This is a genomic window from Azospirillum tabaci (genome assembly GCF_014596085.1).
Classification (GTDB): Bacteria; Pseudomonadota; Alphaproteobacteria; order Azospirillales; family Azospirillaceae; genus Azospirillum; species Azospirillum tabaci.
Window position 1 is genome coordinate 1 of record NZ_JACCJY010000020.1, and the last position, 25,393, is coordinate 25,393.

Annotated in this window: 17 protein-coding genes; 1 reads left to right on the forward strand and 16 read right to left on the reverse strand. The window is 67.7% G+C overall.

From position 1 onward, the window contains the following. Nucleotides 1-209: 209 nt before the first annotated feature. The 11 genes from H0B54_RS18020 to H0B54_RS18070 all read right to left on the reverse strand — a co-directional run bounded on the left by H0B54_RS18020 (nt 210) and on the right by H0B54_RS18070 (nt 14,483). Nucleotides 210-1,274 carry a GNAT family N-acetyltransferase gene (locus H0B54_RS18020; protein ID WP_246472599.1) on the reverse strand — a complete coding sequence of 355 codons (1,065 nt, stop codon included), beginning with the start codon at nt 1,272-1,274 and terminating at the stop codon, nt 210-212. Nucleotides 1,275-1,312: 38 nt separating this feature from the next. Beyond that, a complete protein-coding gene (gene nadE / locus H0B54_RS18025) occupies nt 1,313-2,320 on the reverse strand; it encodes an NAD(+) synthase (RefSeq protein WP_137104705.1) in 1,008 nt (335 codons plus the stop codon). A gap of 91 nt (nt 2,321-2,411) precedes the next feature. Then, entirely contained in the window at nt 2,412-4,427 is a 2,016-nt protein-coding gene (gene asnB, locus H0B54_RS18030) for an asparagine synthase (glutamine-hydrolyzing) (protein ID WP_188261479.1), read from the reverse strand. A gap of 56 nt (nt 4,428-4,483) precedes the next feature. After that, nucleotides 4,484-6,043 carry a class I adenylate-forming enzyme family protein gene (locus tag H0B54_RS18035; RefSeq protein WP_188261480.1) on the reverse strand — a complete coding sequence of 520 codons (1,560 nt, stop codon included), beginning with the start codon at nt 6,041-6,043 and terminating at the stop codon, nt 4,484-4,486. A gap of 64 nt (nt 6,044-6,107) precedes the next feature. Beyond that, nucleotides 6,108-6,404: an acyl carrier protein gene (locus H0B54_RS18040; RefSeq protein ID WP_014198153.1), complete on the reverse strand. Its 297-nt coding sequence runs from the start codon at nt 6,402-6,404 to the stop codon at nt 6,108-6,110. 532 nt (nt 6,405-6,936) lie between these two features. Then, on the reverse strand, nt 6,937-7,848 hold the full coding sequence (locus H0B54_RS18045; protein ID WP_188261481.1) for a polysaccharide deacetylase family protein: 912 nt from the start codon (nt 7,846-7,848) through the stop codon (nt 6,937-6,939). Between the two features lie 117 nt (nt 7,849-7,965). Beyond that, nucleotides 7,966-9,093, reverse strand: a complete 1,128-nt coding sequence (locus tag H0B54_RS18050) for a glycosyltransferase family 4 protein (protein WP_094306877.1) — start codon at nt 9,091-9,093, stop codon at nt 7,966-7,968. A gap of 77 nt (nt 9,094-9,170) precedes the next feature. Continuing rightward, entirely contained in the window at nt 9,171-10,379 is a 1,209-nt protein-coding gene (locus H0B54_RS18055; protein ID WP_188261482.1) for a glycosyltransferase family 4 protein, read from the reverse strand. A 7-nt stretch (nt 10,380-10,386) separates the two neighbouring features. Next, a complete protein-coding gene (locus H0B54_RS18060; RefSeq protein ID WP_246472600.1) occupies nt 10,387-11,349 on the reverse strand; it encodes a glycosyltransferase family 2 protein in 963 nt (320 codons plus the stop codon). A gap of 58 nt (nt 11,350-11,407) precedes the next feature. Then, the gene (locus tag H0B54_RS18065; protein WP_188261483.1) at nt 11,408-12,745 is read right to left on the reverse strand and encodes an O-antigen ligase family protein; all 1,338 of its coding nucleotides are present in this window, start codon (nt 12,743-12,745) and stop codon (nt 11,408-11,410) included. 292 nt (nt 12,746-13,037) lie between these two features. Further along, nucleotides 13,038-14,483 (reverse strand): exopolysaccharide biosynthesis polyprenyl glycosylphosphotransferase, encoded by a 1,446-nt coding sequence (locus H0B54_RS18070; protein ID WP_094306881.1) that lies wholly within the window; start codon nt 14,481-14,483, stop codon nt 13,038-13,040. A gap of 786 nt (nt 14,484-15,269) precedes the next feature. On the opposite strand from H0B54_RS18070, the gene H0B54_RS18075 reads away from it, so the two are divergent. Beyond that, nucleotides 15,270-16,751 (forward strand): lipopolysaccharide biosynthesis protein, encoded by a 1,482-nt coding sequence (locus H0B54_RS18075; RefSeq protein WP_188261484.1) that lies wholly within the window; start codon nt 15,270-15,272, stop codon nt 16,749-16,751. Nucleotides 16,752-16,826: 75 nt separating this feature from the next. Here H0B54_RS18075 and H0B54_RS18080 read toward each other — a convergent pair whose 3' ends face one another. From H0B54_RS18080 to H0B54_RS18100, 5 genes are all read right to left on the reverse strand, one after another. Further along, nucleotides 16,827-19,313 carry a cellulase family glycosylhydrolase gene (locus H0B54_RS18080; RefSeq protein ID WP_188261485.1) on the reverse strand — a complete coding sequence of 829 codons (2,487 nt, stop codon included), beginning with the start codon at nt 19,311-19,313 and terminating at the stop codon, nt 16,827-16,829. Nucleotides 19,314-19,542: 229 nt separating this feature from the next. Next, nucleotides 19,543-20,469: a methyltransferase domain-containing protein gene (locus H0B54_RS18085; RefSeq protein ID WP_188261486.1), complete on the reverse strand. Its 927-nt coding sequence runs from the start codon at nt 20,467-20,469 to the stop codon at nt 19,543-19,545. Nucleotides 20,470-20,615: 146 nt separating this feature from the next. Beyond that, nucleotides 20,616-21,872 carry an endo-1,4-beta-xylanase gene (locus tag H0B54_RS18090; protein WP_188261487.1) on the reverse strand — a complete coding sequence of 419 codons (1,257 nt, stop codon included), beginning with the start codon at nt 21,870-21,872 and terminating at the stop codon, nt 20,616-20,618. Between the two features lie 187 nt (nt 21,873-22,059). Then, entirely contained in the window at nt 22,060-24,426 is a 2,367-nt protein-coding gene (locus H0B54_RS18095) for a GumC family protein (protein WP_343068968.1), read from the reverse strand. A gap of 3 nt (nt 24,427-24,429) precedes the next feature. After that, complete coding sequence (locus tag H0B54_RS18100; RefSeq protein ID WP_188261488.1) at nt 24,430-25,122, reverse strand: WecB/TagA/CpsF family glycosyltransferase; 693 nt, start codon at nt 25,120-25,122, stop codon at nt 24,430-24,432. Between the last annotated feature and the right edge of the window lie 271 nt (nt 25,123-25,393).

Sequence of the window (25,393 nt, forward strand, 5' to 3'; positions counted from 1 at the left end):
GATAGGAGGCATGTGGACGGGCGGCAACGCCTGAAGCTGAGCCTTACTAATCGCTCGATCGGCTTGATCCTTCATGAACGTCGCGTGCAGCGGCAAACCGCTCATGCGCCATGACAGTGCATCCTCACATTCTCGACTTTGTGCACGACCCAAAACGACAAGGGCGCCCGCAGTGATGCGGGTGCCCTTGTCGTTTTGGGCAAAACCGCTTATTCGCCGAGATCCTTGAAACCCATGTCGCTGTCGGCGGCGGTGACGAACCAGTTCTTCGGGTCGCCGATCAGCGGGGTCAGTTCCGGACGGTCGACCGCGGGACGGGCCATCATCCGGGTCGGCTGGCGCAGACCGTTCTTCAGGCAGAGAAAACCCAACATCGACAAAGGCCGGGCCGCCTGGGCGTTCAGCGTGCGGCAGACCAGGGCAGCCATTCGCTCCCGCCGGGCGCGCTCAACCAGCAGGGCGAAGGCGGGCATCAGCCAGCCCGGACGGGCCAGGTAATCGCACACCACCCCGACGCTCTCGCCGCGCCAGCGGTCCACGCGCAGAACCACATAGGCCACCACCGTGTCGCGGCGCATGACAAGGAAGCGACGGTGCCGCGCCGCGTTCGGGATCTTGTCGAAGCGCCACTGGAGATAGGCGTGGTCGCGCCGGGCCGCGCAGAGATGCTGCGGAGCCGCGGCCTCCCACAGGCCGTCCATCCGCTCGTCGAAGCGGTCGACCTCGACCAGCCGGGCGCCGAAGGTCCGGGCGGCCGCGTGGCCCACCAGCGAGGCGGCGCTCATCGCCGGCTTGCCCAGCCGCGCCACCAGGCGGGCCAGTCCGCCGCCGTAAGGGCTGACGCGCAGGCAGCGCGGCGGGTCGATCACGCGCAGGTAGGTCGGGATGTTCCCCAAATCCAGCCAGCCCGCCCGCTTGTAGGATTTGTAGGCGGCGTCGGTCATCGACAGGGAGACGCTCACCTCGCTGGCGGCGGCGTGGGTCTCCGACAGGCCCGGCCCGACGCCGCGCAGCCGCCATTCCGGGGCGACCATCAGGTCGATCGCCCAGGAGGCGCGGCGCACCCGCTGCCCCACCTTCAGTGCGAAGGGAATGCCCGCCTGCTGGCCGACGATCCCCCCGTTCCGCTTGCAGACCCAGAGCTGCATCCCCTCCGGATCGGGGGTCGGCGGCTCCTCGAACAGCCAATTGAAGTGGGTGTCGTCCAGCAGCGGGGAGTCCGCGCCGAAGTGGTCGCGCTGGAAGGACTCCAGCGCGACGCGATCCTCGGACATGAACCGTTCCACACCCCGCTGAAGCCAGGGCATTGCGGTCATGCGTCGCTCCCATCCACCTCGACCGGCTGCACCAGCGCGGCGTTGCGCAGGATGCGGCCCGACGTGCGGCGCTTCAGGACGATGTCCTTGTAGACGCGGCGGACCTGATCGACCGACAGGTTGAGGGCGCGGGCCGCCTCGTCCTCCGGCACGCCGCGACCGTAGGCGCAGAGCGCCAGGTCCAGCTTGTCGTAGGGGATGGCGTAGTAGAACTCCTCCTGCGACTGCGGCAGGGTGTAGGTGTCGGTGCTCGGCGACTGGCTCTGGATGTCGTCGGGCAGGCCGAGATAGGCGGCCATCTGGTAGACCTGGGTCTTGAACAGGTGGGCGATCGGCTTCAGGTCGGCCAGACCGTCGCCGCCGCGCACGAAGAAGCCCAGCTCATATTCCAGCCGGTTCGGGGTGCCGAGGACCGCGTAGTTCAGCCGGTCGGCGTGGGTGTATTCCATGGTCTTGCGGACGCGCTGCTTCAGGTTGGTGGCGGCGACCACCGACAGATAGACGTCCACCGGCATGCGGCTGGTCTGGCGGTCACCCTCCGGCGACTCCACCGTCATGGTGAAGTAGTTGACGCGGTCGGCGTCGAGCAGGCCGGCGGCCAGACCGATCTTCTGCTTCCAGCCCGGCCCGTATTCCGGGAAGAGGCGGCGGATGGCGCTGTCGCGGCGGTCGTAGCAGCCGAGCGCGGTTAGCGGAGCGGTAAGGTTCTCCATGATCGGCTCGATGCCCAGGCTCTCGCAGAGCAACCGGCCGCGGCGGGTGCTGTCCGGCGAGGATTCCTTCTCCGGCATCAGGATGGCTAGGACGCGCTCCGGCCCGAGCGCGCGCACGGCCAGCGCCGCGCAGACCGAGCTGTCGATGCCGCCGGACACGCCGAGCACGATGCCCTGGCGCTTCAGGTCATGGGCGACGGTGCGCTGGATGAACTGTTCGATCTCCCGGGCAGCCGCCGCGCAGTCGAGCGAGAGGGCGTTGGCGTCGAAGGGATGCAGGGCGTTCAGCATGGTGTCGGTTTTCCCGGTTGGCGTTGTTGCATCAACTGTGGATGGGACTGTCGAAAGGACTGTGCCTTAGGGACCTCGCCGATCCGCCGGATCAGGCGGCGGCGCTGTCCAAATGCTCTTCGAGAATGTGGATGGGCGCGGCGTCCAAGCGGGCGCGGAGCGACGAGGCCCGGCCCGGCAGCTCGTCCAGCACGTTGCGGGCGAGCATCTGGAGGGTGAGAACGCCGACCAGGGCCATTTCCTCGCGCTCGCCGGCCATGCGGCCGTCCGTGCGGTGGGCCTTGGCGGCGAGAGCGGCGACGCCGGCGGCGTCCACCAGCCCGTAGCGGTTCAGCGACTCCTCGGACAGCAGGTCCTGGACATAGGCCGGGGCCTGGGCGCCGAAGAGGGCGGTGGTCATCGGGGCGCGGTAGGGGCGCTTCGGGCGGTGAAAGATTTCCGCCGGCAGCAGGCGCGAGGCGACGCGGCGCAGCGCCAGCTTGTCGCGCAGCCCCAGCATCTTGACCCGGTCGGGCAGGGCGGCGCAGAGGTCGTCCACCTCCGGATCGAGGAAGGGATAGCGGACCTCGATGCTGTTGGCCATCGCCACCCGATCGCCTTGGCTGGTCAGCAGGTAGGGCGACATGAAGGCGGCGATCTCCGTCCATTGGGTGCGGGCAAGCGGGCTCCAGCGCGACCAGCCGGCGGGCAGATGGGCGGACACGACGTTGTCGAAGGCCTGCGCGTTGGCGGCGGAGCGCACGTCCGGGGCCAGCAGGCGCTGGGTCCAGGCGGTGTTCTGCCAGCGGATGCGATGGGCGTAGAAGGGATCGTCAGTCTCCGTCATGCCGCGCTTCCAGAAGGCCTGCCAGAGCGGGCTGTCCTTCTGGCCGCTGGTGGCGGCGTAGGGATGGATGCGGCTGAGCAGCTTCGGGCGTGCCGTCGATTGCGGCTGCCGCGCCCAGAAGCGGCGGACCTTGTCCTCCTTGAAGATGTCGTAGCCGGCCAGCCACTCGTCGGCGCCCTCGCCGGACAGCACGACGCGGATGCCGCTGTCGCGGACGAGGCGGGAGAGCAGGAAGAGCGGCGCCGGGGCGGTGCGGACCAGCGGCGATTCGCCGTGCCAGATCACGTCGGGCAGAGCGGCCTGGATGTCCTCCGCCGTGCAGAGGATGTCGTGATGCTCCGTCCCGACATGGCCGGCGACCAGCCGCTGCTGCGGCGTCTCGTCGAAGGCGTTGTCGGCGAAGCGCACGCCGAAGCTGTGCATCTGCGTGGTGTCGAGCTTGCGGGCCAGCGCCGCGATCACCGAGCTGTCCAGCCCGCCGCTGATGTAGACGCCCACCGGCACGTCGGCGCGCAGCCGCAGGCGGATGGCGTCGAGCAGCTTCTCCTCCAGCCGGTCCGCTGCCTCGTCCAGCGTGATGCGGGACAGGGCGGGGTCGCCGGCCATGTCCGGCTCCCAATAGCGGGCCTCGTGCAGGCGCAGGTCGGCGTCGATGCGGATGGCGGTGGCCGGCGGCACGCTCTGAACCCCGGCGAAGACGCTGCCCTGGGGGGCGACGCTCCAGTGGGTGAAGACCTGGGCGAGGCGGGCGGCGTCGAAGCGCGGTTCGATGCGGCCGCCGCCGAACAGGGCCTTGGCCTCCGACGCGAAGGCGAGATGGTCGCCGCTGCGGGCGTAGAACAGCGGCAGGATGCCCAGCCGGTCGCGGACCAGCCACAGCTCGCGCTTCACCGCGTCCCACAGGCCGATGGCGAACTGGCCGTTCAGCTTGGCCCAGGCGGCGGGGCCGTACTCCTCGAAGGCGTGGACGATCACCTCGGTGTCGGTGCGGGTGTAGAAACGATGCCCGCGCGCCTCCAGGTCACGCCGCAGCTCGACGTGGTTGAAGATCTCGCCGTTGAAGGTGATCCACAGAGTCCGCTCCTCGTTGTGGATCGGCTGGAAGCCGCCGGCCAGACCGACGATGCTGAGGCGCGCGTGGGCGAGCCCGATCCGCCCGTCGCGGTAGAAGCCGTAGCCGTCCGGGCCGCGGTGCCCGATCATGGCGATCATGCGCTTCAGTTCGTCGAGTCCGGCGGGCTCGGCACGCGGCCCGGCGAGAACTCCGGCGACACCACACATCGCACGCTCTCCTGTGTGTTGAAGGCCAGCGGAAAAGGATCAGGCGGAAAAGATGGTCAGGCGGTTTCGGCGAGCATCGCGCGCTTGATCTTGCCGGACTCGGTCTTCGGCAATTCGTCACGGATCTCGATGAATTTGGGCACCAGATGGCTTTCCAGACGGCCCCGGCAGTGCTGGCGGATTGCCATCTCGGTCAGGGTGGCGCCGGGGCGGACGACCAGATAGGCCTTCACCGCCATGCCGTCGGCGGTGTCCGGCACGCCGAGGACGGCGGCCTCGACCACGGCTTCCAGCTCGTAGAGGGCGTTCTCGACCTCCTTGGGGCTGACCTTCTCGCCACGGCACTTGAACACGTCGTCCTTGCGGCTGACGAAGTAGAGGCAGCCGTCGGCGTCCATGGTGAAAAGGTCGCCGGTGTAGAGCAGAGTCTCGCCCTGCGGCCCGCTGCGCAGGCGCTTGGCGGTTTCCTCCGGGCGATTCCAGTAGCCGCGCATCAGGTTGGCGCCGCGGACCACCAGTTCGCCGACCTCGCCGGGGGCGGCGCGGTTGCCCAACTCGTCCACCACATAGGCTTCGCAGTTGGGGATGGCCCGGCCCACCGAGGCGGTCTTGGTGCCGAGATCGCGCGGGTCGAGGTAGCAGATGCGGGTGCAGCATTCCGTCATGCCGTACATCGAGTAGAAGGCGGCATCCGGGAAGCGCTCGCGCAGGCGGTCGATGTGGGCGGTCGGCAGGGGGGCCGCCGCGTTGGTCAGATAGCGCAGGGAGGACAGGTCGGCGGTCTTCAGCGCCTCCATCCCCAAGAGGGTGGAGAAGAAGGTCGGTACGCCGGGCAGGCCGGTGATGCGGTGCTTCACCATGCGCGCCAGCGTCTCCGCCGGGAAGGCGAAGGAGCGTTCCAGCACCACCGTGAAGCCGACGCGCGCCCCGGTCAGGATCTGCGACAGGCCGTACCCGAAGGTCAGCGGCAGGACGCACATCACGACGTCGTCGGGCGTGTTCTCCAGATAGGTGGAGATCGACCAGGTGGTGTTCACCAGCGCGGCGTGGCTGAGCATCACGCCCTTGGGCCGCCCGGTGGTTCCCGAGGTGTAGAGGATGGCGGCCAGATCCTGATCGATCAGGCCCCGGCTTTGCGGCTTGGTGCCTCCGGACTGGGGGTCCGGGTGGGCGGCCACGATATCTGTGAAGGAGAGCCCGCCGGCCCCGGCCGGCACGGCGGGCCCGACCCACAGCGTGGTGGCGAGGTGGGGCGCCTCGCCAGCCGCCGGCACAACCTGCCGGGCGAGCGCGGAGGGCGCGATGAGCGCCCGCACGCCGGCGTCGGTCAGGATGTAGGCCAGCTTGTCCGCCTTGGTGGACGGGTTGACGGGGACATAGACGGCCCCGGCCTTCAGCGCGCCGAACAGGCCCGCGACGTACTCGATCGAGTTCTCCAGCATGACCGCCACACGGTCGCCGCGCACCACCCCGGCGGACTGGAGCGCGCAGGCGACGGCGTCGCTCTGGCGGTCCAGGTCGGCGAAGGTGACGGCGTTCTCACCCGCGACCAGCGCGGTGTGGTGAGGCCGCCTTGCGGCGGTTTCGCTGAGGAACTGATGAAGCAGGTGCGCCATGACGCTGTTCCCTTGCCTGGCTTCGGTGTCTGTCCCGATGGTCCGTTCCGTCCTGGCGGATGGATCAGGCCGCGTCCTTCAGGGTCCGCTTGCGCTCGACATAGGCGGCGATGCGGCTGACCGACTCGAGGTTGTCGGCCACCATGTCCTCGTCCTCGACGATGATGCCGAAGTGTTCCTCGAGGAAGGCCACGACATGCATGATGCCGGTGGAGTCGATGATGCCGGTCTCCAGCAGGGATTCGGCGTTGTCGAAGCCGGAGTCGCTGCCGAGCAGGAAGTTCTCCACGATGAAGGCGCGGATCTCCTGGGTGGCGGGGGCGCTCAGGGTCGTCGTCTCGGTGGTGATGGCGGTCCGCATGTCGCTGGCAACTCCTGTGGGTTTGATCGTCGATCCTTGGCCGGCAGTTCGGGACGGTGGTCGACCTCGTTGGGAGTTACTCCAAAGGGGGCCGTTCCGTTCCTTTCGGTGTTACCGCCTCGTTGCGTGGGATCGGGAAAGGGATTTCCCGTTCTTTGCAGAGAGGCTTCGGCAACGCCGCCGAGTACGTCATTCTTTATTGCATTCAAATGCGGTGTTTTCGAGAGTGCAAAGGACGATCGGACGGTGAAGACAGTGGCTAACCACTCAGGGTCATTGCAATTGAGCAGGGAATACCTTCTCGTACTCTTGGAGAGCCCTCTCTGACTTGCGGCGTAGGCGGGCCTACCGCTCTCGTCATGGTTGCCGAGGGGGCGTGCCTTCCCTCGCCCCTCCGGGGAGAGGGTGGCCCGAAGGGCCGGGTGAGGGGGTTGCGCGTGGCGGTACGTCCGGCACAAGCGCACCCCCCTCACTCTGACCCTCTCCCCAGAGGGTAGAGGGGACATCGGAGGCGATTGTCATAAGGCCGGGATCAGGCCGCCGGCAGCGGATCGCCGTGCGTCGGGGCGGGGGCCGGCGCGACGCCGCCGTTCTTGCGCTTGCGCAGCCAGGCCGGAATGCCGGTCACCTGCACCGACAGCCAGTCCACCGAGGCGTCGTCGGAAATGGGGACGGCGCGCAGCCGCAACGGGTCCGCCTTCGGGCCGTTCCAGCCGGGATCGATGGTGCGCGCGGTGCGGTAGCCGGCCTGCCGGATGATCGTCACCTCGCGGTCGCTGAAATCGCCGTTGGGGAAGGCGAAGTGGCGGCAGGGCTGGCCGGTGGCCTCCTCCAGCTCGGTTTTGCACAACGCGATCTCCTCGGCGCAGCGCTGGTCGTCGCATTGCAGGAGGATCGGATGGGTGCGGGTGTGGGCGCCGTAGTCGGTGACGGAGGCCAGATGCCGGACCTCGTCCCAGGTCAGCGACTGGCGGTCGGGGCCGTCCAGATCGGGGTCGTCGCCGGCTTCGGCCAGCCGGCGGCGGCGTTCGGGATCGGAGAGGCGCTTCAGCGTCTCGACCCCGATTCGCCCGGCGGCCCCGGTCTTCCACCAATAGGGGCGAGCGGTGCCGACCACGCGGCTGCACAGGTAGATGGTCGGGCGCACCCCGAATTCCTTGAACAGGGATTCCAGGCGGGCGTTGTTGCGGTGGCCGTCGTCGAAGGTGACGACAAGAGGATAGGGCGGCAGGTCGCCCCACCGCCCGCTCTCCAGCGCGTCGGCCACCGCGTCCAGCGTGGTGAAGCTGTAGCGTTCGGCGTACCAGGCGAGGTGCGCGCGCATCACCTCCGGGTCCGGGTCGTGATACACGACGATGGTCACGTTCCGGCGCGCGAACAGGTTTCGGAACAGGGCACCGACTCCCGTCCAGCGCACGATTCCGGCCGCGATGGCTTGCTTCATGGGGATTGGACCTCTGCTGTGTGTCCGGTCCTTTGTTCACGGCTGGCAAGGCGGTTGCGGACCGGTTGAAAGGCAGGACGGGCCCGGTTCGGAACCGGACCCGGATCGGCGAGGATGTCAGCCGGAGCGCGCCCGGCGCGGCCCGATGGACGCCGTGGGCGCCGGCTCGGACATCCAGCCGCGGGCGTTGCGTCGGTAGATCTCGACGATGCGCTCCCGGTAGACGGCGATGTCGAACTGGCGTTCGAAGCGGCGGCGGGCGCCCTGGCCCAGCCGGCGGCGCAGTTCCGCGTCGTCGATCACGCGGGCCAGCGCCTCGGCCAGGGCCGTCCGGTCGCCCGGCGGCACCAGCAGGCCGGTCTCCTCGTCGGCGATGGCGTCGCCCACGCTGCCGACCGGGGTGGCGACGATGGTCAGGCCGTTGGCCATGGCCTCCAGCACCGACATCGGCAGCCCCTCGAACATGGAGGGCTGGACCAGCACATGGGCCTGCACCAGCTCCTTGCGGCAGCCGGTCTGGTCGAGCCAGCCGGTGAAGCGCACGCGCCCCTCAAGCCCCAGCGCCTTGGCCTGCGCGCGGTAGGTCTCCAGGTCGCCGTCGCCGGCGATGGTCAACTGCCAGGAGCGGCTGCGGCAGGCCTCCGACGCCAGGGCGTCCAGCAGGACGTCGATGCCCTTCAGCTTGATCAGGCGGCCGAGGAACAGCAGGCGCACCGGCCCGTCCTCCGCACGCTCCGGGATCGTCTCCGGCCCCGGCACGGCGTTGTGCAGCAGGGTCACGCGGCGCACGGCCGGGAAGGTGGTGACCACCCAGTTGCGCCAGTACTCGCCGAGCACCACCACCTCGCTGGTCATCTCCATCATGTGGCGGATGGCCCAGCGGGACAGCGGCTTCGCGTCCTCGTAATGCTTCGGAAAGCGGCCCCCGTGCAGATGCAGGACGACCGGCACGCGGAACAGCGAGGCCATGGCGACGATCAGCCCCTTGCGCAGCACGCTGCCGTATTCGGCCATGTGGATGTGCACGAGCTGGGCCTTGCCGGTCACGAAGCAGCCGAACAGGCGCAGCATCGCGGCGGCGAAGTAGAAGGGCATCAGATGGAATTTCGCGTCCGGCCCGTAGCTGTCGATCACCTCGAACTTCACGTCGGGCCGGTGTTCCTTCAGGTCCGCCGTGAAATTGTCGACGATTCGCCCCATGCCGCCCTTTTCGAGCGTGCCGCCGGGTGAAACGATGTAAATCATATCCGCTCCTGACTGTCGCGCTCCCCTCGCGAAGCTTCAGGGAGGAAGGAATGGGGACCCCGCGGAAAAATGGGTTTCTATTGACGGCCCGCGCGGGTCAGCGATGGCTTTGCCGCCGCGGCGTCGGGCAGCGCCCCCAGAGAGGGGCGCCGAACGGCGTCGGGACGGTTCAGCTCCGCATAGATGTCCTGAAGGCTGCGGCCATAGGACTCGATCACGAATTTCTCCAGGAACAGTCGCCGCCCCTCCGCCGACAGGCGCGCGTAGAGCGCCGGCCGGGTGGCCAGGTCGCGGACCGCCTGGGCCAGCGCCTCCGGGTCGTTGACCGGGACGATGCGCGCGGTCTCCCCGTCGGTCAGAACCTCCGGGATCGAGCCGACCGGGGTGGTGACGACCGGCATGCCGGTGGACAGCGCCTCCAGGATCACCATGGGCAACCCCTCGTGGGTCGAGGGCAGAAGCAGCATGTCGTGATCGCGCAGGTGGGCGTGCGCCTGCTCGCGGGAGATCCAGCCCTCGAACCGGCATTCGCCGTCCACGCCCAACTCCGCCGCCATGCGGCGGTAGCCCTCGACGTCACCGCCGCCGCCGATGGTCACGCGGAAGCGGAAACCCTGGTCCTTCATCAGCCGGCAGGAGCGCAGCAGCGTGCCGATGCCCTTGCGCTCCGACAGGTTGGCGAGCACGAGGAGCGACACGATCGCCCCCGGCGGCGGGGCCGCGCGGACGGGCAGGTGGGCGCCGATGTCCGGCACGGCGTTGTAGAGCACGCGGACCTTGTGCGGGTCCGTCCCGACCGACTGCACCAGGAAGTTCCGCCAGCTCTCGCCCAGCACCAGCGCGATGCCGCAGCGATCGAACAGCCAGCGGCTGATCGCGCGGGACACCGGCCCCTTGTCGAAATACTCCATGAAGGACGCGCCGTGCAGATGCACCACCGTGGGACAGGAGAACAGCCCGGCGAAGAGCTGGACCACCGCCTTGCGCCAGACACTGGCGTTCTCCGACACGTTGATGTGCACAACCAACGGGCGGTGCCGCAGCATCATGGCGACCAGCCGCGCCAGGGTACCGGCCAGATAGACCGGCGACAGCAGGGCGCTGCCGGTGCCGCGGGTGTCGAGCACCACGGTTTTCGGGGCGGAGGGGCTGTTCTGGAAGGCGTCGACGATGTAGCCCGTCATCCGCCCGATCCCCCCGCCGCCGTCCAGGGCGCCGGGGGTGGCGAAGACAATGCAGGCGCGGGCCGCCTTCTTGCGTCGGAAACCCCTGTCGATCAAACCCATTCTGACCTCACGCCGCGCCGGGAGCCGAGAAGATGGCCTGACGCAGCCGGCGCCGCAGCCCGACCGGCATCAGCGAATGCATCAGGAAGGTGGTCAGCGCCATCGGCGTCGGCGCACCGTCCCGCAGCGCCGATTTCAAAATGCGCTTGCGCACCGCCGGGGTGCGCGCCGCCTGCTCCCCGCCGGTGGCCTGGAGCAGCAGGCTGGCGTAGGCGCGCGGCGACAGCTTGGGCCGCACCGACTCCGCCCAGTTCAGGGCCATGTCGATGTTGTGGCAGGTCGACAGGGTGATGCGGTCCGATTCCGTGTAGTGGATCGCCAGCACCTCCGGCACCGTCACCAGGGCGCAGCTTTCGATCTGCCCGCAGGCGATCAGCCACTCCCAGTCGTCGAAGGCCGACTTCGGGATCGGCTGGCGCTGGAGCAGCGCCTTCGGGGCCAGCAGGGTGGTGGTGGGGGCGAAGGTCTCGCCCTTGAACAGACCGTGCCGGACGAACAGGTAGTCGCCGATCCGGTCCCGCGGGGTGCACAGGCGCCGCGGCCATTCAAAGTCGCCGCGGGCCGTCACCACCTTGCAGCGGCAACTCATGATCGGGTAGCGCACGCCGGGCGGGCGGGCGGCCATCTGCAGGGCGATCTTGCCCGGCATCCATTCGTCGTCGTCGTCGAGGAAGGCGATCCAGGCACCCTTCGCGCGCTCCACGCCCAGATTGCGGGCGCCGGCGGCGCCACGGTTCTGTTCCAGCGCGATCACGGTCAGCCGGGGATCACCGAACGCCCTCAGGCGCTCCTCGGTGGCGGGGTCGGGCCCGTCGATGACGACGACGACCTCGAGCGGAGCGTAGGTCTGGGCCAGCGCGCTCTCCACGGCCCGCGCGACCATGTCCGGCCGGTTGCGGGTTGGAATGACGACGGTGACCATCTCTTGCGGGGCCAATTCTTGCGGGCCCATCTCTTGCGGGGGCGTCATGACATTACCTTCTGTCGCGACGGAATTTCGGGGCGGAACATGAGGGGGCCTCCTTCCGTCAGCCGGGCCGGACCGGACCGCTCCATCCGGCGGCCGGCGGCCCGCCATAGGAGGTTCCGTAAGGGGAGGAACTGGCGAAGGCGGCGTGGGACGCCTGATGCTGGTCCTGCATCCGGGCCTGCATCTTCGCCCAGCGGCGGCGCTGCACGAGGCGGGTCGCCGCGATCACCAGCACGATCCAGTTCAGGGAATGGCGTTCCAGGAACACGCTCTCCGACACCGAGATCAGCATCAGCGCGCAGCCGACGGTGAAGATCCAGGCGGGTTCGGAGCGGTTCTCGCTGTAGCGGACGGCGGCGAAGCCCTGGATCAGCAGGCGGCCCATCAGCATCGCCGTCAGGATCACGCCGGGCAGGCCGAGATCGAGCCACGCCTCCATCCACCCGTTGTGGGCGGAGTTGATGCCCCAGCCCTGGGTGAAGGTGCTGCCCGGACCGTAGGCTCCGTACCAGTAGGCGCCGTAGCCCCAGCCGAGCAGGAAGCGGTCCTGGATGGACATCAGCGTGTGTTCCCACAGCACCGTGCGCCCGGTCAGCGTCGGATCGCGGCCCAGCATGTAGAGGATGTCGTGCCAGAAGGTCGTGCCGCTGGTGATGCCGATCACCGCGACCAGCAGGATGAAGGCCATGCTCGGCGCGAAGCTGCGGATGCCGCCGCGCACGAAGCCGCTGACCAGCAGCAGGCCGGCGACCAGGATCGAGGTGACCAGGCCGGTGCCCGACCGGCTCATCACGATCAGCAGCAGGGCCATCAGCAGCAGCGGGCGGACCACCCAGCGCTTGCCCTCGCGCATCCAGTCGAGCCAGAGCAGGCAGAGCACCAGCCAGACCATCATGCGGCCCGTGACGTTCTTCTGCCAGAAGATGCCCTTCCAGGCGCCGACATGCTGCTCGTGGTCGAGCCCGACCGCCGGCATGGCGAAGACCGAGACGTAGGACAGCACCATCAGGATCGACAGGCCCGTCGCCAGCATCCGGACGATCTCCGGGAACGTGTAGCGCAGGGCCAGATAGACGGCGAAGGCGGTGGTGAACAGGAAGGCCACCGCGCGGCGCAGCGTCACATCCGGGTAGATCGACCACAGGGCCGACAGGAAGGCCAGCGCCACGATCAGCGACACCGCCGGGCTTCCCGTCGGGATGCGGAAGGCCAGGCTGGGCCGCAGCGCGATCAGGCCCAGGATCATGACGTAGACGGCCATGAAGTAGATCACCGCGCCCGGCGCGTCCGGGTCCGTCGTGCCGCCTCCGGTCAGCAGAGCCGGCAGCACCGACCCGCCGAACGAGACGATGCAGAAGACGGTGATGCTCTTTTCCAGAACTTCGAGGACTTTCATGGGGCCGCTGTTCCGGTGAAAAGGGCTGTGATGGGCAGTGAACGCCCATGACGGGCGCACCGCATCGTTTTCTGAAGATGCCAACCCGATGCCCGGACCTGTAGCCGGGCGGAGGCATTAGGCCTAAGGAGGCCGTCCCCGTCGGGGCTACCTCCGGTCGGGCCATCCACCCCGATCTTGCGGGTCCCGCAGGGCATATGAGGGCCGGTGCCGCCGGTCCCGGAAAGGGGTCCAGAAAAGGGAAAGCCCCTCTCCCGCGTGGGAAGAGGGGCCCGGATGGAGCGCCGCAGGGTCATGACCCGTCGCCTTTGAGGACGATCACCGCGGTTTTGCACAGGATGTAGAAGTCGAACAGCAGGCCGCAGTTGCGGACGTAGAAGACGTCCATGGCGACGCGTTCCTGGAAGGTGGTGCGGTGGCGCCCCGACACCTGCCAGTAGCCGGTCAGGCCCGGACGGACGGAGCCGATGACCTCCGCGGAGGCGCCGACCTCCGGCAGTTCCTTCGGCATGTAGGCGCGCGGGCCGATCAGGCTCATGTCGCCCATCAGGATGTTCACCAGCTGCGGCAGCTCGTCGAGCGAGGTCTTGCGCAGGAAACGGCCGACCGGGGTGATGCGCGGGTCGTAGGTCAGCTTGTGGTAGGTCATGTACTCTTCGCGCATCTTCGGATCGTTCTCCAGCAGGCGCTGGAGATGCTCCTCCGCGTTGATGTGCATCGAGCGGAACTTCAGCACGTCGAAGGTCTTGTCGCCGCCAGCCCAGCGCTTCTGGCGGAACATGACCGGGCCGGGGCTGTCCAGCCGGATCGCCGCGGCGATGCCCAGCATCAGCGGCGCCACCGCCACCAGCAGGATGCCCGACAGCAGGATGTCCAGCGCGCGGCGGATGCGCAGGTAGCTGGTCGGCGGACGGACCGAGACGCGCAGGGCCAGCGAGCCGTGCAGGTTGTGGTAGGTGGCGTCCACCGCGCTGACGTTGCCCTCGCCGAGCAGGCAGTAGACCTGCTTGAAGGGCAGCCGCTCGACCAGCGCCGTCAGCTCCTTCTTGTGGCGCCCGATGTCGGCGACGATGGCGGCCTGGGCCTGCTGGGCGTAGGCCGGAGACTTGGCGAGCAGGTCGGTCGAGCCGACCACCGGCAGGTTGGCGACGCGGGTCTGCCACAGCGTGTCGTCGTCGTCGAAGAAGCAGACCGGGCGCATCCCCAGCCAGGGCAGGCGCTGCAGCTTCTCTGCGATGGCCGCCCCCTGCGGGCCGGCGCCGACGATCACCACCGGGGTGCGCCAGTTGAGCGCGCTGGCCATCAGGCCGTGCACCAGCAGCAGGTCGGCGGCGTAGGTGATCGCGAAGCCGATCAGGGCGACCGACAGCGCCTCGACGAAGAAGGAGCGGAAGCCGTCCATCACGATGAAGGGCACGGCCAGCACGGCGACCGACAGCAGGGCCGCCTGGAAGGTGCGGCGGGTCCGCTCCAGATAGTCGAAGCGGCCCAGCGAGTAAATTCCGAAAACCGATTTCACCAGCGGCACCAGCATCAGGCCGGTGACCAGGGCGCGCTGCGACAGGTCCGCCTCGGCGGACAGGGTGTCGCTTCCGAACAACTGGATGAGTGTCCAGCCGAGCAGGGCGAGCATGAAGCCGTCGGACAGCGCCAACAGCAGCCCGGGTCCCACCGTCGGCATGGCCGTCTTCTTCACCGGGGCCAGATTGATGACCGCTTCTGGGTCGAGTTTGCTCATCGCAGGTCCCATTTATGTGTGAAACGGAATGTCATCCGTCTCGCGCCTGACCTAACGCGCCGCAGCGTAAGACGGTCTCTCATCAGCTTTTTCTTTGAGTCTTTCTGTGTTCCGAAAGACACACAAATATCAGCGCGTGCCTTGCCTCTGTGCAGACAGATCAAGAAGTTGCGCTGTTCTCCACGAATTAGGATAAAGGCTGCCGTCAATCAACAAATCACAAGAGGCTTCCTCGGCCAGCGGCGATACCCCTTACATCCAGAGTGGATTCCCTTGGATGAGATTGAAGAGCTTAAGGAAAGCGGGTGACTTCGTCCGAGTCATCCGGATCGGTGGCGGCGCTGCCTCCGCCGTTCCTCCACTACTCCTTTCCTCCCCGCAAATTGGGGGTATTCGGGGGATGTTCCGCGTCTCCTACGGTGGGGTGCGGGGCCGGGCGGCGGTGGTGCGTCCCGAGTTGGTCTGCCTGTCCCGCTGAGGCGGCGGCGCGGACGTATCCCATAAGAAGCCGCTGAGCGCTTCCGGATGAGACGGTGTCTCCAACGCCCCGTTGATCGCGGTGGAATGCCCTCGCAGGCTGGGTGGATTGTCTGCTGGGTCTTGCCCCATCCCCTGCGATGGCGGGGGAGGGCCGGGGTGGGGCACGGGGTGCCATCGGGATAAGTCCGAAGAGGACGCCGACGGTGCCAACGCGAAATTGAAACGTCCCGGTCCGGTTCCAATCATCGGAATTGCGTTCGCGGGTGCGGCAGCGCCGCCCCACCGGAGTTCTAGGCGGAGTTCCTGATGGCGTCCGAAGCAGCGACGATCTTGAAACACGGTTGGCTGTTCATGCTGGCCAACGTGGTGAACCGGGCTGCCGGGCTTCTGCTCCTGCCCCTCTACACACGGCTTCTCAGCCCTTCCGAATTCGGCGTCTACGCGCTGGTGGTGGTGGTCGCCGACCTGCTGGCGGTCATGCTGATGATCGGCATGAACAACGCCTTCACCGCCGTCTATTTCGAACATGCCGAGGAGAGCGACCGGCGGCGCGTCGCCAGCACCTGCCTGCTGGCGGTGGTCGGCACGTCGGTGGCGATGGTCGGGCTGGCTTGGCCGCTGGGCATGGCGGGAAGCTGGGCGATGTTCGGCGACACCGGCCATGCGGCGGTGATGGCGATCGCGCTCGCCGGCGTCGCCCTGACCACCCTGTTCGAGCTGGCGCTGGCCTATTACCGGGCGTGCAAGCGGTCGGGCCTGTGCCTGCTGGTGTCGCTGGCGAAGGTGGTGGCCCTGCTCGCCTTCAACCTGCTGTTCCTGTGGGCGCTCGGCCTCGGGGTGGAGGGCATCTTCCTGGCGAACGGCGCGTCCTTCCTGGCGCTCGGCCTCCTGCTGGTGGTGGCGATCCTGAAGGACACGGGGTTTTCCTTCTCCTTGCCGATCCTGAAGCGGGTGGCGGCGCTGGGACTGCCCTACGCGCCGCAGTCGCTGCTGGACATCGCCAACAACTTCGTCTCGCGCTGGCTTCTGAACATCCTGCTGTCCACGGCGGCGGTGGGGCTGTTCGCCTTCGGGATGCGGCTGTCGCAGATCCTCTTCATGTTCCTGACCGCCTCCTTCCTGCAGATCTGGTCGGTCAGCCGGCTGGAGGCGCAGCATGGCGCGGCGGACCACGCCCAGGCGGACTTCGTCTTCCACCTGTTCGTCGTCCTGCTGACCGGGGCCGGGTTGGGTTTGGCGCTGACCGCGCCGGAGATTCTCTGGCTGATCGCGTCCGCCGACTACACGCCGGTGCTGACCAGCATGCCCTTCCTGGTGCTGGCCTATGTGCTGCACGGGGTGCGGATGAACCCGGAGGTGGCGATCCTGAAGGCCAAGCGCGTCGGCGTGCTGCCCTGGATCTCCGCGGCCAGCCTCGCGGTGGGGTCGGCGCTTGCCTTGGCGCTGGTCTGGCAGTGGGGCCTGCTCGGCGCCGCGCTGGCCAACCTCGGGCGCGAGGTCTTCCAGATCGCTTTGACCGAGACGGTGCGCCGCCGCATCTGCCGCGACGAGGTGCCGCTGAACGCCGTGCGCATCGGCTGGATCCTGGTGCCGGCGGCCTTCGCCTACGCGGTCGGCTGGTACCTGTTCGGCACGGAGGTCGACCCGGCCTTCACCGCCGAGAAGGTGCTGCTGGTGCTGGTGTTCCTGACGGCGGCGGTGTTCGGTCCGGGCATGGGGTCGGCGGGCCGGGCGATGCTGAGCAAGTTGCTGCTCGGCCGCGTCCGACGCCTGCAATCGGCTTCCTGAAAGCGCATCCTCCGAAAAGGAAATGGCCGGCGGATTGCTCCGCCGGCCATTTCTCGTGGTCCGCTTCCGCGGTCGTTACGCGGCCTGATGCTCGAGCATCAGGTTCGCGGCGTCCACCGTCATCATGTGCGAGAAGTCGATCGACGACAGATCAATGGCGGACTGCACGCCCACCGACTGCACCGTCGCCGTGTCCTGGGCCAGGCTGTGGGCCAGCAGGTCCGCCGACAGGGCCTGGGCGGTGCCCGGGGGGTTGATGGTGCCCACACCGGTCCCGTCGGTGATGGTCGCCTGGGTCGGGTTGGAGAGCTTCAGGGAGAAGTTCTCGATCCCCTCCGTCACGTCGTCGCTCAGCACCTTGACGGCGACCGTCTTGGTGGTCTCGCCGGCGGCGAAGGTCAGCTTGCCGCTGGTCGCCAGATAGTCCGACCCGGCCTTGGCCGTGCCGTCCGCCGTGGCGTAGTCCACCGTCACCGCCTGGCTGTAGGCCTGGGACAGCTTCACCGTGAACACCGCGTCGGTGGTGACCGGGCTGGCGGCGGTGCTGCTGTACAGGCCGGACTTGATGGCGTTGTACTTGTTGTAGTCCACCTGCCAGCTGTCGTTCATGATGCCGCCGGTGTCGCCCGAACCGGGGCTCCAGGCCCAGTAGGTCCAGCTCGCACCCTGGTCGCCCGCGGCGAGGTCGATCTTGCCGTCGCCGTTCCAGTCACCGTTCATGTACTGGACCAGCTTGGGCATCCACGCCTTGTCGATGGCGGTCTCCATGCGGCTGCCGAACTCGCCGACCAGGATCGGGGTCTCGTCGTTCTGGATGAAGTGGCCCCACATCTGGTTCCACTTCGCCGGCATGTTGTTCGGGAAGTTGGCGTCCTTGAACCAGTCCATCATGTAGAGCGACGGGCCGTAGTCGTGGACCGAATACACCAGCTTGTCCGGCGTGTTGAACTTGACCTCGTAGTTCTTCTCGCCCAGCAGGTTGCCGCCCCACCAGTACCACTGGTTCTGATAGGTCTCGATGCCTTCGACGATCAGCAGCCAGTCCTTGTTCACCGACTGGATGGCGTTGCCGATGCGCTCCGCGGCGCGGGCCCAATCGTTCGGGCCGCCGTCGCCCCAGGTGGCCGGGTTGTGCGGCTCGTTGTGCAGGTCGGCGCCGATGACGGCGTCGTTGCCCTTGTAACGGGTCGCCAGCATCTTCCAGTTTTCGATCATCTTCGATTCCGGGTACTGGCTGGTGTACCAGAGCCCGTTCTCGTTGGCCGAGGCGCCGTCGCCGGAGCGGTGATGGTCGAGGATGATCTTCATGCCGATCTTGTCGGCGTACTCGATGATCTTGTCGAACACCTCGAGGCTGGTCTTGCCGACCAGATCGGGGTTCTTCGAATAGTCGATGCCGGTCGGCTTGCGCCCGGCGTCCAGCATGGCGTCGGAATAGGGCAGGCGGATGGTGTTGAAGCCCAGATCCTTCATCTGGTTCATGTGGCTCTGGTAGCTGTCCATCCACAGCCCCTGCGGCGCGAAGGCGTAGCCCTCGGCCCCGAACCAGTTCACGCCGGTCAGCTTCACGGCCTTGCCGCTGCTGTCCATGATCTGGCCGCCTTCGGTGTGAAGGAAGCCCGGCGCGATGCCGGCGGTCTTGCCGGTCGGCTCGGTCACCGAGACGTCACTGACCGACAGGGTCGGCTTCGTCGGGGTGGGGGCCGGCGGCGTGGTCGGCGTGGTGGGGTTGGTCGGGTTGGAGGAGCCGGGGAAGAAGCTCTTGTCGGCGTCCACCACCAGCGTGCCGTTCCACCACATGCCGGACTGGCCCTTGACCACGTCCTTGCCGTCGAGCGCGCCCTTGTCATAGGTGACGTTGCTGTCGGTGGGCAGGACCGACTTGCCGTTGATGGTGATCTTGTTGACCTGCAGGTTGCGGTCCTGGCCGTTCACCGTAGCGTCGTTGTCGTACTGGATCTGGACCTTGTGCGCCTGATCCGCCGTGGCGTTGATCGAGAAGGCGTAATCCTTGGCCGAGGTGCCGGCCATGCCCTCGCCGACCTTCTTGCCGTCGATCAGCAGGTTGAAATGCGCGTTGACGCCGGCCGCGGCGTTGCCCTGCAGGTTCAGCACGACCTGGGTGTTGCCGGCGGGGGCCGGCGGAGTCGGCACCGGGAAGTGGTCCTTGGTCAGCGCGAAATCGAGCGCGCCGTCCCACCACATGCCTTCCTGGCCGGGGATCACGTCCATGCCGTCGATGGCGCCCTTGTCGTAGCTGACCAGCGAGCTGGTGGGGGCGACGGACTTGCCGTTCACTTCCAGCGACTTGACGAGCAGGTTGCGGTCCTGGCCGTTCACATAGCCGTCGTTGAAGTAGACGATCTGAACCTTGTGGGCCTGATCCGGAGCGACCTGGGCCTTGAAGGTGTAACGGCCGGCGCTGGTCGAACCGACCGTCGCCTCGCCCAAATTCACACCATCCAGGAGCAGCCGGAACTGCGGCCAGATCCCGCCGGCAGCCTGCCCCGAGGCGTTGACGACGAAGGTCGTGTCGACGAGACCCGTGGTGGTCGTTGCCATTGGAAGTAACCTCTCTCCATTTTCGGTGGAGCAAAGGTGAGGCCCAATTGGTTAACGAGGTATTTCGTATTTTAGGGAAATGCGGCTCAAAAGCCACGGCGGGCTGTGAAAAGAATGAGGCGCGAAAAACCGCTTTTGCTGCGGTTTCCGCGCCACAGTGGGGCCTTGCGGCCACGGGGAGGGAAAAGTGTAAAGTCTTGTTACAGAATGGTTTCCGAAACGCGCCGCCTCAGCTCTCGTGACTTTTGTGAGCCACCATGAAGACCTCCGGCCGGAACAGGTAGAGCTGGCCGAGCTTGCCGAGCTTGCGCCGCAGGGTTAACGGCATCGCCCCCATGACGGATTCCACGGCCTTCACATAGGCCAGATAGCCAGCACCGGAGCCGTGGATGGGCAGGCGCTTACGGACCGCCATCGGGGCGACGTAGACGGCTTCCATCCGGGTGAAGCCGGCCTCGCGCAGCGCGCGCTCGGTCTCCGCCCAGGTGTATTCGCGCAGATGCATGCAGATCGGTTCGTCCAGCCCGAAGACCTCCGACAGGTCCATCGGCCCGGCGTGCTTGTGCGGCATGCTGAGCACGTAGCGGCCGCCCGGCTTCAGGATGGCGTGCACGTTGGACAGATGCACGGACACGTCCTCGGGGTGGAGATGCTCGATGACGTGGGTGGAGACGACGGCGTCGTAATGGCCGCGCGGCTCGAACTCGGCGAGGTTGACGCCGTCGCAGCAGCGCCACGTCACGTTGGATCGCTCGTCCGTCCAGCGCTCTCCGCGCTCGCGGGTGATTTCGGTGGCGACGCAGCGGTGACCGTGTCGGGCCAGATAGCTCAGAAGCCGCCCCTTGCCCGACCCGACCTCGTAGACGTCCCGCGCCCCCTTGAGCAGCGTCAGGAAGTGGCGGAAGTCCAGCTCGTCGTTCTGCGCCGCCGTGTCCACCGCGTCGTTCAGCCAGGGGCATTCGCTGTAGAGGGTGGTGTAGTTCCGCTCGAACACCGTCCAGCGCTCTTCGCGGCGGGAGTCCAGAAGCTCGCGGGCGAGCTGGCGTTCCAGGTCCCAATGCTGGCGGACCATGGTTTCGCTGAGGGGGTAGTTCGGGGCCAGACCGAACTTCCGCTTGTAGCGGGCGACCAGCTCATCCGACGTCAACGTGTCCACAGATCACCTCGTTGGGAGAAACGCCGCTGTTCCGCTAATCTAAGGGCGCTGTCGGAAATCCTTACAGGCGCGGACGGCGGAGCGGGCCGCGCGATCGGGCGGGGTAGCTGGGTCGGAAGGGGTACCGCAGTGGCTCCCGACCGGACTCACCCAGACCGGCTGCGCCCGCGCAACGCCTGCACCGACGCCTCGTACAGCGGCAGCGGGCGCGACGCCGCGTCGTAGGGGGAGGGGTGGGGCTTCAGCTCCGGCATTTCCCGCGCGATGTAGTTCAGGTCGGAGCGCAGGTGCCACCAGCACAGCTCGGCCAGCCGGGCGTTGCCGGCGATGTCGCCCAGATACTGCCCGGCCAGGAAGGCCATGGCGCGGTCCTTCTCCGCCCGTGACCAGGAGCGCGGCAGATGCTTCTCGTTCACGTCGAACTCGGTGACGTGGATGGGCAGGCCCAGCCGGTCCATGGTCCGCAGGAAGCCCTTCATGCCCTCGCGGTCGTAGGGCTTGCCGGCCATCAGGTGGCTTTGCAGCCCGACACCGTCGATCGGCACGCCGCGCTTGACCGCGTCGGTCAGCCAGCTCTGGAAATAGGCGCGCTTGCGCTGCTGCCAGCCCTCGTCGATCTCGATGCCGAACTCGTTGATGACCAGTTTGGCAGAGGGGAATTCCTTGCGGATGTGGTGGAAGAAGGGGTCGAGCCACTCCGGCCCCTTGGCGCCGCCCGCCACCACCCACCACATGCCCTTGCGGAAGCCGTATCGGTCCTGCTCCTGCGGATGGCTGCGCTCGGTCTCCCAGAAGAAGGCCTCGTTCATCACGTCGATGCGGTAGAAGCTGTCGCCGTAGCGCTGCTTGACCGCCGCGACCATGGCCGTGAAGCGCGGCCAGTAATTGTCCTCGGACAGCGTGCCGTCGGCCGAGAAATAGGCGCTCTCCGCGATGCCCAGCGCGCGTTGGCGGCTGGCCGGCAGCGTCATGTAATCGGGCATGCCCATGTGCTGCCACAGGGCGCAGTGCCAGTTGGGCTTGGCGCCGATGCGGCGGGCCAGCTCCACCCCGGCGTCGAAGCGGCCCCAGTCGAAGTTGCCCTCCTGCGGCTGGAAGACGGCCCATTTGCCGCCGTTCTCGGGCGTCACCACGTCGCATTCCCGCGCCATCAGCGTGTCGAGCATGGGGTCTTCCGGCTCGATCAGATGGTCGCGGGCGGCGCCGTGGAGGATGCCGGCGGCCCGGCAGGCGTCGCGCAGGGAGGGGTTCGGCATGGCGGCGGACGCCGCTTCGGCGACGGCGGGGCCGGCGGCGGCCTTGCAGCTCGCCAGCACCGCGGCCACGGCGGCGGCACGCAGCGCGTCGCGGCGCGTGAAGGAGAATGCTTTCGGCGAGGTGGTTTTTGGCGAGGTCTGGGCCATGGGCGTCGGGCCTCGTGTGGTTTGAGAGGAAATGAGAATTCCCTCTCCCCCCTGGGGAGAGGGTCAGGGTGAGGGGGGTGCGCGTGTCGGGACGTCCCCCACAAGCGCAACCCCCTCACCGGCCCTCCGGGCCACCCTCTCCCCGGAGGGGAGAGGGCTATGCGGACAAAGGTGAAGCAGGCGTCGCTTACGGCGCGGCGCGCAGGGTCTGGTCGCCGTAGTATTTCCGCGTGGCGACGTAGCTGTTGTACGGACCCTGGTAGCCCTTGCTCGCGGCCTTCTTCAGGTTCACGTCGGTCATCACGCAGACGAACTTGCTGTGGTCGATCGGCCCCAGGTCGGCCACCGCGTCGAGGTCGCTCGCCGTGGTGTGGCCCCAGCGGGTGACGAACAGAACCTTGGAGGCGGCGCCGCAGACGATGCGGGCGTCCGACACGGCCAGCGCCGGGGCGGTGTCGAACACCACCAGATCGAAGCTGGGCGACAGGCCGGCCATCAGCTGAACCAGGCTATCGACGTTGAAGCGGTCCAGCGTCATCGGGTTCAGCTTGCCCGCCGGAACCATGGCGAAGGGCACGTCGTCGGAGGTGTGGACGATCTCGTCGAGCGTGGCGTCACCGGCGATCCAGTCCGACAGGCCCTTCTTGGTGGACAGGTCGAACAGCCCTTCCATGCGGGAGCGGCGGAAGTCGGTGTCCACCACAACCACCCGGCGACCGGCCTGGCTGGCGACCTGGGCGACGGCGAGCGTCAGCGAGGTCTTGCCGTCCTGCGGGCGGGCCGAGGTCACCGCCAGAGCGCCGACCGGACCGAGATCCGACAGATGGTTGCGGAACAGGGCGCGCAGGGATTCGCTGAACAGCGAGAAGGGGTGGCGCTGGAAGATCTTGTAGAGCCGGCCCTTGGCCCCGCGGTCGCTGTGGTGCGGCACGATGTGGACGGTGCCGACGCCCAGGATGCGGCGCACGGCGTCCGGGGTGTGGATGCGGCGCTGGAGAAGCTCCAGACCGAAGACGCTGAAGATGGCCAGAGCGAGGGCGGCGACGAAGCCGGCCAGCAGCAGGAGGATGCGGAGGGGACCCGACGGCTCGTGCGGCACCTGCGGCGCGGAGACCAGCTTGACGGCGGCCGGGAAGGCGCGGCTGTCCTTCTGGGCCTCGACCTCTTCCAGACGGCCCAGCAGGCTGTCGAGAAGCTGGCGCTTGGCGGTCGCCTCGGACTCCAGGGTGCGCAGCGGGATGGCCTGCTCCTGCATGGTGGCGTAGCTGCCCTCCATGCGGGTGATCATGGAGCGGAGCGCGGTCTCCTGCTCGACCGCGACCTGGGCGGCCTCGCGGACGCCGTTGATCTCGCGGCGGATTTCCTGCTGGAGCGAGGAGTTGGCCTCGTTCAGGCGGCCCTGAAGCTCGACGATGCGCGGGTGCTTCGGCCCGTACTGGCGGGAGAGCTGGGCCATTTCCGTGGAGATGGCGGCGACCGTGGCGCGGAGCTGGGCGACGACCGGGGAGGCGATGCTGCCGCCGATGGCGTTCCAGTTGCCGGCCTTCAGGTTGCGCTCCAGCGTGTCGGCCTGGGCGACCGAGCGGGCGCGGATGGCCGACGCCTCGCTCAGGCGCAGGCGGGTCTGCTCAAGCTCGTTCTGGGCCATCAGGCCGGTGCCGCCCTTCAGCAGGCCGCCCTTGACGCGGGCCTCCTCGACCTTGGCGTCGGCCTCGGCCACCTCCTTGCGCAGCAGGACGATGCGGTCCTGCAGCCAGGAGATCGCGCTGGTCGACAGGTCGCGGTCCATCTGCTGGCGGGTTTCCATGTAGCGGCGGACGATGCCGTCCACCACGTCGCGGCTGAGCTGCGGCTCCTTGGAGGTGAAGCGCACCTGGATCACGCGCGACCGGCCGACGATGGCGACGTCCAGCTTGCGGTGGATGCGCGCGATGATCTGGTCGTTGCCCAGCGCCGCGTGCGCCTCGCGCGCCCGGATGTCCTGCGCCACCTCGTCACCGTGGCTCAGCAGCCAGGCGACCGGGGCCGGCGGATTGCCCTCCCAGAAGCGCCCGGCGACATCGCGGCCGTAGGCCACCGCGCGCTCGACGAGCGGGAGCGTCTCGTCCTCCTGCGCCGGCGGGTTGAATTCCGGATGCTGGGCGAGCTGGAGATCGTTCACCACCTGGTTCAGAACCTGCGGCGACTTCAGGATCTCGATCTCGCTCAGGATCGCAGCGTCCTCGGTGGGGATCGCGCCCACCACCTGCTCGACCTCGCGGACGACGCGGACCTGCCGGTTGTCGACCAGCAGAAGGGCTTCGGAGGTGTACTGGTCCTTGAGCGTGGAGACGCCCAGAGCCGACAGGCCGGTCAGCACCACCACGATGGCCGCGATCAGCCACTTGTGGCTGCCCAGCACGCGCAGGATGAAGCGGAAGTCGGGACCCATGGACGGGGTCTGGGATTCGAACTCGCTGCGCCGGGACGGGCCAGGGGCGGCGGGCCATGCCGGAACCGGAGCCGGCGGACCGCCGTGATGGCCGCCATGATTGACTTGGGGCAGATTTTCCACGTCTCAAAGCTCCTTATGCATGGGCGCTGGTGCTGGGGCGCTGGACGAACGCATGGCGGCACGGCGCATAAGCATGACGGTGTGGGCGAAGCCGAAAGCGCCGACGCAATAGCGGCGAAACAGGCGGCGGGGCTCCTGGACCAGCCGGAACGCCCATTCCAGCCCGATGCGCTGGACGGCGGCGGGGGCCCGGGTGAAGCGCCCGGCGAGGAAATCGATGATGGCGCCGCCGTTGACGATCAGCACCTTATGGTCCAGCGCGCGCTTGAGCTGCACCGCGACCTCCTCCTGGCGGGGCATGCCCATGGCCAGGATGATGACGTCGGGCTGAAGCTCCCGCGCACGGGCGATGTAATGCTCCACGGAATGGAACCCGTGCTGGGCATCGACATAGTCGTGCGGGGTCCGCTCCTTTAGCCGCTCGATCCCCTCGTCCAGCCAGGGCGCCGCGGTGCCGTAGACGGCGACCCGACGGGGCGACAGCTGGCGGAGGAGAAGCGGGATGAAGTCGGTGCCGTTCATGTTCAACCCGACCGGCTGGTCGAGCCACGGCAGGGCCATCTCCAGCGCCACCCCGTCCCGCAACAGGACGTCGGAGGCGCGGAAAACCGACCACGCGGCGGAGGACCCCGCGCAGAGGTTCACGCCGTGAGCGTTGAGGAACGACAGGATGGTCGGACGCTCGACGGCTGACAATGTCTTTATCAATGCATGGCGCTCGTCCTCGCAAGAAATACACCGTATTCTCTCGATCAGTGCCAGGACGTCACGAGGGGTCGGCATGCACATCTCCTAACCAAATCTGCGAAGCGACGACGGTTACGTTGTCTCTGCAACGATGATGCCCGACGGTTTGCGGTGCAGTAAGACGATATTGCTTGCTAACACTTTCGATTGGTGGCAGGCGGTAAGCACGTTACCGGGTACCCCTTTCGACACGACCGCCGGACAACAGGGAATGATGTGG

Excerpts from the sequence above, each read along its gene's own strand:
- H0B54_RS18040 (WP_014198153.1), bottom strand. The coding sequence starts at position 6,404 with ATGCGGACCGCCATCACCACCGAGACGACGACCCTGAGCGCCCCCGCC.
- H0B54_RS18020 (WP_246472599.1), bottom strand. The coding sequence starts at position 1,274 with ATGTCCGAGGATCGCGTCGCGCTGGAGTCCTTCCAGCGCGACCACTTC.
- H0B54_RS18035 (WP_188261480.1), bottom strand. The coding sequence starts at position 6,043 with ATGGCGCACCTGCTTCATCAGTTCCTCAGCGAAACCGCCGCAAGGCGG.
- H0B54_RS18075 (WP_188261484.1), top strand. The coding sequence starts at position 15,270 with ATGGCGTCCGAAGCAGCGACGATCTTGAAACACGGTTGGCTGTTCATG.
- H0B54_RS18060 (WP_246472600.1), bottom strand. The coding sequence starts at position 11,349 with ATGACGCCCCCGCAAGAGATGGGCCCGCAAGAATTGGCCCCGCAAGAG.
- H0B54_RS18070 (WP_094306881.1), bottom strand. The coding sequence starts at position 14,483 with ATGAGCAAACTCGACCCAGAAGCGGTCATCAATCTGGCCCCGGTGAAG.
- H0B54_RS18050 (WP_094306877.1), bottom strand. The coding sequence starts at position 9,093 with ATGATTTACATCGTTTCACCCGGCGGCACGCTCGAAAAGGGCGGCATG.
- nadE (WP_137104705.1), bottom strand. The coding sequence starts at position 2,320 with ATGCTGAACGCCCTGCATCCCTTCGACGCCAACGCCCTCTCGCTCGAC.
- H0B54_RS18055 (WP_188261482.1), bottom strand. The coding sequence starts at position 10,379 with ATGGGTTTGATCGACAGGGGTTTCCGACGCAAGAAGGCGGCCCGCGCC.
- H0B54_RS18090 (WP_188261487.1), bottom strand. The coding sequence starts at position 21,872 with ATGGCCCAGACCTCGCCAAAAACCACCTCGCCGAAAGCATTCTCCTTC.
- H0B54_RS18080 (WP_188261485.1), bottom strand. The coding sequence starts at position 19,313 with ATGGCAACGACCACCACGGGTCTCGTCGACACGACCTTCGTCGTCAAC.
- asnB (WP_188261479.1), bottom strand. The coding sequence starts at position 4,427 with ATGTGTGGTGTCGCCGGAGTTCTCGCCGGGCCGCGTGCCGAGCCCGCC.
- H0B54_RS18065 (WP_188261483.1), bottom strand. The coding sequence starts at position 12,745 with ATGAAAGTCCTCGAAGTTCTGGAAAAGAGCATCACCGTCTTCTGCATC.
- H0B54_RS18045 (WP_188261481.1), bottom strand. The coding sequence starts at position 7,848 with ATGAAGCAAGCCATCGCGGCCGGAATCGTGCGCTGGACGGGAGTCGGT.